A 255-nucleotide genomic window follows, 5' to 3' on the forward strand; every position below is an offset into this window, starting at 1 on the left:
GCTCGCCGCCGATCCCGTGCGCGGCGAAGCGCTCGGCCAGCGCCTCCTGCTCGGCCTCGGTGGAGAAGTCCCTGCTGTTGACCACCAGCCGCGCGCCCGGCACCCGCTCGAGGATCTCGGACCACACTCGGATGGTGCGATGGTTGACACGCACCCCGCGGGTCAGCGTACCGAAGGTGATGTATCCCCGCTCCAGCGCCGGCAACACGTTCACCGCCCCCATCCCCTCACTCGGGCGATACATGCCGGCGGGCG

Annotated in this window: 1 pseudogene; it reads right to left on the bottom strand. The window is 71.0% G+C overall.

Annotation, left to right across the window (positions count from 1 at the left end):
* Positions 1–223: pseudogene (locus tag EBL85_RS17010) on the bottom strand (N-acetylglucosamine transferase); the annotation flags it as partial.
* Between the last annotated feature and the right edge of the window lie 32 nt (positions 224–255).

It is taken from the genome of Marichromatium sp. AB32, from assembly GCF_003718675.1.
Taxonomy (GTDB): Bacteria; Pseudomonadota; Gammaproteobacteria; order Chromatiales; family Chromatiaceae; genus Marichromatium; species Marichromatium gracile.